Origin of the sequence: Bradyrhizobium sp. (assembly GCF_035652035.1) — a bacterium.
Lineage (GTDB): Bacteria > Pseudomonadota > Alphaproteobacteria > Rhizobiales > Xanthobacteraceae > Bradyrhizobium.
The window spans coordinates 131,048-137,858 of record NZ_DASREO010000002.1 but is presented as its reverse complement, the minus strand read 5'-3'; the positions used below and the strand labels follow the sequence as shown (position 1 = coordinate 137,858).

Annotated in this window: 7 protein-coding genes; 6 read left to right on the top strand and 1 reads right to left on the bottom strand. The window is 62.5% G+C overall.

Annotated elements, in window-relative coordinates:
- A partial coding sequence (locus VFB05_RS00860) for a PaaI family thioesterase (RefSeq protein WP_325007733.1) occupies window positions 1-411 on the bottom strand: 411 nt, incomplete at its 3' end.
- Window positions 412-593: 182 nt separating this feature from the next.
- On the opposite strand from VFB05_RS00860, the gene VFB05_RS00855 reads away from it, so the two are divergent.
- The 6 genes from VFB05_RS00855 to hydA all read left to right on the top strand — a co-directional run bounded on the left by VFB05_RS00855 (window position 594) and on the right by hydA (window position 6,784).
- Entirely contained in the window at window positions 594-1,541 is a 948-nt protein-coding gene (locus VFB05_RS00855) for an N-carbamoyl-D-amino-acid hydrolase (protein ID WP_325007752.1), read from the top strand.
- Between the two features lie 243 nt (window positions 1,542-1,784).
- Complete coding sequence (locus VFB05_RS00850) at window positions 1,785-3,083, top strand: MFS transporter (RefSeq protein WP_325007730.1); 1,299 nt, start codon at window positions 1,785-1,787, stop codon at window positions 3,081-3,083.
- Window positions 3,084-3,108: 25 nt separating this feature from the next.
- Window positions 3,109-3,867 (top strand): maleate cis-trans isomerase family protein, encoded by a 759-nt coding sequence (locus tag VFB05_RS00845; protein WP_325007728.1) that lies wholly within the window; start codon window positions 3,109-3,111, stop codon window positions 3,865-3,867.
- A 6-nt stretch (window positions 3,868-3,873) separates the two neighbouring features.
- Window positions 3,874-4,614: a GntR family transcriptional regulator gene (locus tag VFB05_RS00840; RefSeq protein WP_325007726.1), complete on the top strand. Its 741-nt coding sequence runs from the start codon at window positions 3,874-3,876 to the stop codon at window positions 4,612-4,614.
- Window positions 4,611-5,375: an aspartate/glutamate racemase family protein gene (locus tag VFB05_RS00835; RefSeq protein ID WP_325007723.1), complete on the top strand. Its 765-nt coding sequence runs from the start codon at window positions 4,611-4,613 to the stop codon at window positions 5,373-5,375. The genes VFB05_RS00840 and VFB05_RS00835 overlap by 4 nt, the downstream gene beginning before the upstream one ends.
- On the top strand, window positions 5,375-6,784 hold the full coding sequence (hydA, locus tag VFB05_RS00830; RefSeq protein ID WP_325007720.1) for a dihydropyrimidinase: 1,410 nt from the start codon (window positions 5,375-5,377) through the stop codon (window positions 6,782-6,784). Before VFB05_RS00835 ends, hydA begins: the two co-directional genes overlap by 1 nt.
- Window positions 6,785-6,811: the final 27 nt, after the last annotated feature.

Here is a 6,811-nt window from a genome sequence, read left to right as displayed (position 1 = left end):
CGTGCCGGTCATCGTCGCCACCAGCTTTTCGCTGGATCCTTCCAGCGCCAGCGCCTGCGCGTCGCAGATGGTCAGCGTGCGCCCCGGTTTGATGACGTGGGCGCGGAAGACGAATCGCTCGCCTTTGGCGGGCGCGAGCAGATTGGTCTTGAATTCCACGGTCAGCACGGCGGCGTCCGCCGGCATCAGCGAGAACGCCGCATAGCCGCAGGCGCTGTCGAGCGCGGTCGTGATGATGCCGGCGTGCATGAAGCCGTGTTGCTGCGTGAACGCCGGATTCGGCGGCATGGTCAGATGGACTTCGCCCGGCTCGACATGAACCATTTCGATGCCGAGCGTCGCCATGACCTGTTGGCGCGCAAAGCTCGCCCGCACGCGCTCGCGGAAATTCGTATCCTGTGCCTGAAACATGTGCCTTCCTGCCAATTGCGTCCCCGGCATCATGATCCAGATGTGAGCGATATCAAACTGCGTTTGGCTCTTTGCGGCGGTATCGAAATTGCCGGCCGCCTCACGTAAAGTCATCCCTCCGGCTGGCTGGATGAACCAGTCACAGCGGCTGCGCGATGGTGGAGATTTTTGCAGTGCGATTGATCAACGTAGCAGCGGGCCAGCTCGGTCCCATCGCCAGAAACGAAACGCGGGCGCACGTGGTGGCGCGCCTGTCCGCCTTGATGCGCCAGGCGCGCGAAAGCGGATGCGATCTGATCGTCTATCCGGAATTGGCGCTGACGACGTTCTTTCCGCGCTGGTACATCGAGGATCAGGCGGAAATCGACCGCTTCTTCGAGCGGGAAATGCCGGGGCCGGAGACGCGGCCATTGTTCGACCTCGCGGCCGAACTCGGAATCGGTTTTTATCTCGGCTACGGCGAATTGGCGATCGAGGAGGGCGCCGTCCATCGCTACAACGCGTCGATTCTGGTCGACAAGAGCGGCGCCATCGTCACGAAATACCGCAAGGTTCACTTGCCGGGCCATGGCGAGCACGAGCCGTGGCGGAAATTCCAGCATCTCGAGAAACGCTATTTCGAGCCTGGCGATCGCTTCGGTGTGGTCGAGGCGTTCGGTGGCGTGATGGGGATGGCGATCTGCAACGATCGCCGCTGGAGCGAGACCTACCGGGTCATGGGACTTCAAGGCGTCGAGATGGTGATGATCGGCTACAACACGCCGGTCCACAATCCGCCGGCGCCGGAGCACGACGATCTTTCGCTGTTCCACAATCAACTCGTGATGCAGGCGGGCGCCTATCAGAACGGGACCTTTGTGGTCGGCGTTGCAAAAGCAGGCGTCGAGGAAGGCGTGGACCAGATCGGCGGAAGCTGCATCATCGCGCCGTCAGGCGAAGTCGTAGCCAGCTGCACGACCAAGGGCGATGAGATCGCGCTGGCGCGCTGCGATCTCGATCTCTGCAACTCCTACAAGCGCACCACTTTCAATTTCGATGTCCATCGCCAGCCACGCGCCTATCGAATGATCGTCGAGCGGAAGGGACGCAATCTCATGGCTGACGGAACGGCGGCGGGCCGCGACACGTAGCGTGCCCAAGCCACGCCAAACCGCCCAAGAAACCGCCCAAGCATTCATCAGCCAAGTTTAAAAGCACAGCGACCGCGTCATTCGTGTCACAAAAAGTATCTTAATATCATCATGTTAAAAGATATTGCATGCAGCATGCAAAATGTCGTTGCCGCCTGTTTCGCCTTGTCGCAGACTTCGCCTCGCCGATAGCTGCCGATCGTCAATGGCGACGGTCGCACAACGCCGGCGTTGGGGAGAGCCATGAGTGAACAGGTCATCGCGGCGGCGGGCGCCGTCAAACCGACCAGCGTGCGCTGGAAGATCTTTTTCCTGCTGCTGTTCCTGGTTTCGGTGAACTACATCGATCGCGCCTCGCTGTCGGTCGCGATGCCGCTGATCTCGAAGGAATTCGATATCGATCCGGCGTGGCAGGGGCTGATCCTCTCCTCGTTCTTCTGGACCTATGCCTTCATGCAGGTGCCAGGCGGCATGTTGGCCGACCGCTTCAAGCCGCGGATCGTCGTGGCGCTGGCAACCGTGTTCTGGGGTGCGTTCCAGGCGATCGCAGCGATGGCGACCAACTGGTTTGTGTTGCTGTTGACCCGGCTCGGCCTCGGCGCGTCGGAAGCGCCGATCTACCCCGCGGGCGGCAAACTCAACGGTCTCTGGATGACGCAGACCGAACGCGGGCGCGGCGCGACCTTGCTCGACGGCGGCGCGCCGCTTGGTGCAGCGCTCGGCTCGATCGTGATCGCCTGGCTGATCGCGGCGTTCAACTCATGGCGCGCGGCCTTTGTCATTGCCGGCGTCGGCACGATGCTGTGCGGCCTGTGGGCCTGGTACTACATCCGCAACTCGCCGCGCGAGCATCCCTCGGTCAATGAAGCGGAAGCGCGCTATATCGAAAAGGCGCATGCGCTGGAAGATGCGGCCTCGACGCCGTCGTCGGGCGGAAGCTGGGTCGCCTATTTCAAATTCCGCTCGGTCTGGTGCATGTGCCTGGGCTGGTTCTTCTTCAACGTGACGTTCTACGGCCTGCTCACCTGGATGCCGACCTATCTGTTCAAGGTGCACAATCTCGACATCAAGTCGCTCGGCAATACGTCCTTCATCATCTTCTTTGCGGGCTTCATCGGCGAACTGATCGGCGGCTGGATCGGCGATCGCTGGCGTGAGAGTGGCGGCTCGCCAAACCTCGTCTACCGCGCGCTGTTTGGAATTGCGGCGATCATGGTGACGATCTCGATCTTTCTCGTCGCCTTTACCAGGGATGCCATCCTGGTCGTCGTGCTGCTCTCCACGACGCTGTTCTTCCTGCGCTGGTGCGGCATGTACTGGGTGATCCCTGCGGCGCTCGCGGGCCGGGCAAAGGCAGGCTTCCTCGGCGGCTGCATGAATCTCGGCGGCAATATCGCGGGCATCACGACCCCGCTGATCGTCGGCCTTATCGTGCAAGCGACCGGCTCCTACTTCCTGGCGATGATGTATTTTGCGTTCGCCGGTGTGGCTCTGCTGATCTGCTCGACCCTGATCGACTATAGCCGCCGGCTGCCGGTGTGAGCGCGGCGCTGGTTCGAGGTGACGCATGAAACGGCTCGGCATGCTCACGCCCTCGTCGAACACGGCGCTCGAGCCGTTGACCTGTGCGATGCTGGCAGGCGCAGACGGCGTCTCGGCGCATTTCTCGCGCTTCAGGGTGACGGAGATTGCGCTGTCGGAGTCCTCGAAAGCGCAGTTCGACCATAGCGAAATCCTGCGCGCGGCCGAGCTGCTCGCGCACGCCAAGGTCGACGTCATCGCCTGGAACGGAACGTCGGCAAGCTGGCTCGGCTTCGACCGCGACGAACGGTTGTGCGAACGCATCACGGAAGCAACCGGGATTCTCGCCTGCACGACGGTGCTCGCCTATCGCGACCTGTTCCGGCAATTGCGCGCCGCGCGGATCGGATTGGTGTCGCCCTACACGGTCGATGTGCAAGAGCGGATCATGGCTGTCTGGCGCTCGCAGGGACTGCATTGCATCGCCGAGCGGCACCTGTCGCTGGCGGACAACTTTTCCTTTGCCGAAGTGCCCGAGGCCGAGGTGGCGCGGCTGTGTGAGGAGGTCGCAGGCGAAGGCGCCGATGCGGTCGTCGTGCTCTGCACCAACATGCGCGGCGCGAAAGTCGCTGAACCTCTGGAGCGAAAGCTCGGCATTGGCGTCTACGATTCGATCGCCGTCACGCTGTGGGCGTGCCTGATTGCTGCCGGCGTCGATCCGCGCGTTATCCGCGGCTGGGGCAGCGTATTCGCTGATCCGCGTTTGCTGCCTGCCGCCGCCTCTGTCCTCTCTCAACATCCGTGAGCCGCCGTGACTGCAACCAATCTCAAATCAGAGCGAAAAGCGCCGAAGCGCCGCAGCGGCGTGACCGCGTTGCAACGACGCGCATTGCGCGTTCCACGCACGGGCCTGCACGAACAGGCCGCCAAAAAACTCCGCACGCTGATCGTGCGCGGCGATCTCTTGCCCGGCGAGCCGCTGCTTGAGGTCAGCCTCTCTGAGGCGCTCGGCATTTCGCGCACGCCGCTCCGCGAAGCGCTGAAGCAGCTTGCCGCCGAAGGTCTGGTCGAGCTTCGACTCAATCGCGGCGCGGTCGTCGCATCGTTGCGTCTGGAAGAACTTTCTGAACTGTTCGAGGCCGTCAGCGGTATCGAGCGCTGTGCGGCGGAATTGGCCGCGCAGCGCATGACGGCATCGGACGTGCAGCGGTTAGAGGCGTTGCAGAAGCGGATCGAGCGGCATCACGATCGCGGTGAATTGCGCGCCTATTTCGAGATCAACCAGCAGATCCATTCGACCATCGTCGACTTTTCCCGCAACAGCGTGCTGAAGACCTCGCACGATGCGCTGCTGGCGCGCGCCGAGCGGGCGCGCTTTTTTGCGCTGTCGGCCCATGGCCGCTGGGATGAATCGGTGCGCGAGCATCGGCAAATCCTCGCCGCATTGAAGGCGCGTGATGCCGAGCGGGCAGGCCGTCTGCTGGGCCAGCACGTTCGCCGCACCGGTGAAACCGTGGCTGAGGCGCTGACGAACAAGGAGGCTGTGCCGTGAAGATCCTTCTGCTCAACCCCAACACCACGGCGGAAGTGACCGGCCTGCTTTATGCCGCTGGTCACCGCGCCGCTTCGCCGGGCACGGAGCTGGTGGCGATGACTGCCAGACGTGGCGTGCCTTATATTGCGACCCGCGCCGAGGCTCAGATCGGCGGCGCGATCGCGCTGGAAATGCTTGCCGAGGCCGGGCCGAGCTTCGATGCCGCGATCATTGCCGCCTTCGGCGATCCCGGCTTGTTCGGCGCACGCGAATTGTTCGCTTTCCCGATTGTCGGTCTTGCTGAGGCCGCGATGCTGACCGCTTGTATGGTCGGGCGAAAGTTTGCGATCGTGACGTTTTCGCGCACGCTTGCACCCTGGTACGAGGAATGCGTGGCGATGCACGGTCTTGAGAAGCGCTGCGCCGGCATCCGCGCGCTCGACGAAGCGTTTCAATCGATCTCGGACGTTCAATCCGAGAAGGAAGAAGTGCTGGTGCGACTTGCCAATGCCGCAGTCGAACAGGACCAAGCCGACGTCGTGATCCTGTCGGGTGCGCCTTTGTCGGGGCTGGCCGACAAGATCAAAGACCGCATTCCGGTTCCACTGATCGATCCCATCTCTGCCGCCGTGCGGCAGGCGGAAACGCTCGCCGTGCTCAAGCCGCTTAAAGCGCGCGCCGGCACCTTCCAGCGTCCTGGTCCTAAACCGACGATTGGACTCAGCGAGCCGCTCGCCGCCGTGATCGAGCACCGCGACACCAACGAGAGGGGGCGCTGATGCGGTTCGATACCATCATCCGCGGCGGCACGGTGGTCACCGCGGCCGACACGTTTTCCTGCGACGTCGGTATTTTTGGCGGCAAGATCGCAGCCCTCGGCAACGACCTTGGCACGGCGGAGAACATGATCGACGCGACCGGACGCCTGGTGCTGCCGGGTGGCATCGACAGTCATGTTCATTTCGCGCAGCCGTCGGGCGAGGGCATCGTCATGGCGGACGGATTTGCGTCGGGCACGCGCTCCGCGGCCTTTGGCGGCAATACCACGGTGCTGCCGTTCTGCCTGCAAGAGAAGGGGCAGACCTTGCGCGAAGCGCTGCGCAAATATCATGCGCTGGCCGAAGGCGAATGCCATGTCGACGTGTCCTTCCATCTGATCGTGTCGGATCCGACCGAACATGTGCTGGGCCAGGAACTGCCGGCGCTTGTCGAAGACGGCTACACCTCGCTGAAAGTCTTCATGACCTATGAGGGGCTGGCGCTGTCGGATCGCGAGCTTTTGGAGACCATGTCGGTGGCACGCGAGACCGGCGCGATGCTGATGGTGCATGCGGAGAATTTCGACGCCATCAAGTTTCTCACCGATCGTCTCGAACGCTCAGGCCAAACCGCGACGCGCTTTCATGCGACTTCGCGGCCGATACCGGTTGAGCGCGAAGCCACGCACCGCGCGATCTCGCTGTCCGAACTGATCGACGTGCCGATCATGATCGTGCATGTCTCCAATCGCGAAGCGATGGACGAAATCCGCCGCGCCCAGCAGCGCGGGCTGAAAGTCCTGGGCGAAACCTGTCCGCAATATCTGGTCTTGACCGAGAAGGACCTCGACAAGCTCAACATGGAAGGCGCCAAATACGTCTGCTCGCCGCCGCCGCGCGACGAAGCCAGCCAGAAGGCATGCTGGGAAGGCCTGCAGCAGAAGGTGTTTTCGGTCTTCTCCAGCGATCACTGTCCGTTCCGCTACGACGACCCGCAAGGCAAGCTGGTGCCGAAGGGGCGCACCAGTTTCCGCTGGGTGCCGAACGGGATTCCGGGCGTCGCGACGCGGTTGCCAATTCTATTCTCGGAAGGCGTCGTCAAGGGTCGCATCGATCTCAACAGCTTTGTCGCCTTCAGCGCCACCAATCACGCCAAGATCTACGGCCTCTATCCGAAGAAGGGCACGATCGCGGTCGGATCGGATGCCGACATTGCGATCTGGGACCCGGAGCGCAAGGTCACTATTCGTCACGATCTGATCCATGACGGTTCGGACTACACGCCCTATGAGGGAATCGAAGTGACGGGCTGGCCGGTGCTGACCATGGTGCGCGGAAAGGTCGTGGTCGACGATGGCAAGCTCGTTGGCGCCAAAGGCCACGGCACGTATCTTTCACGCAACAAACCGCCAAAGAATCTTGCGGTGTAGAAGATCAACAGGACGTTCAACGAGAAG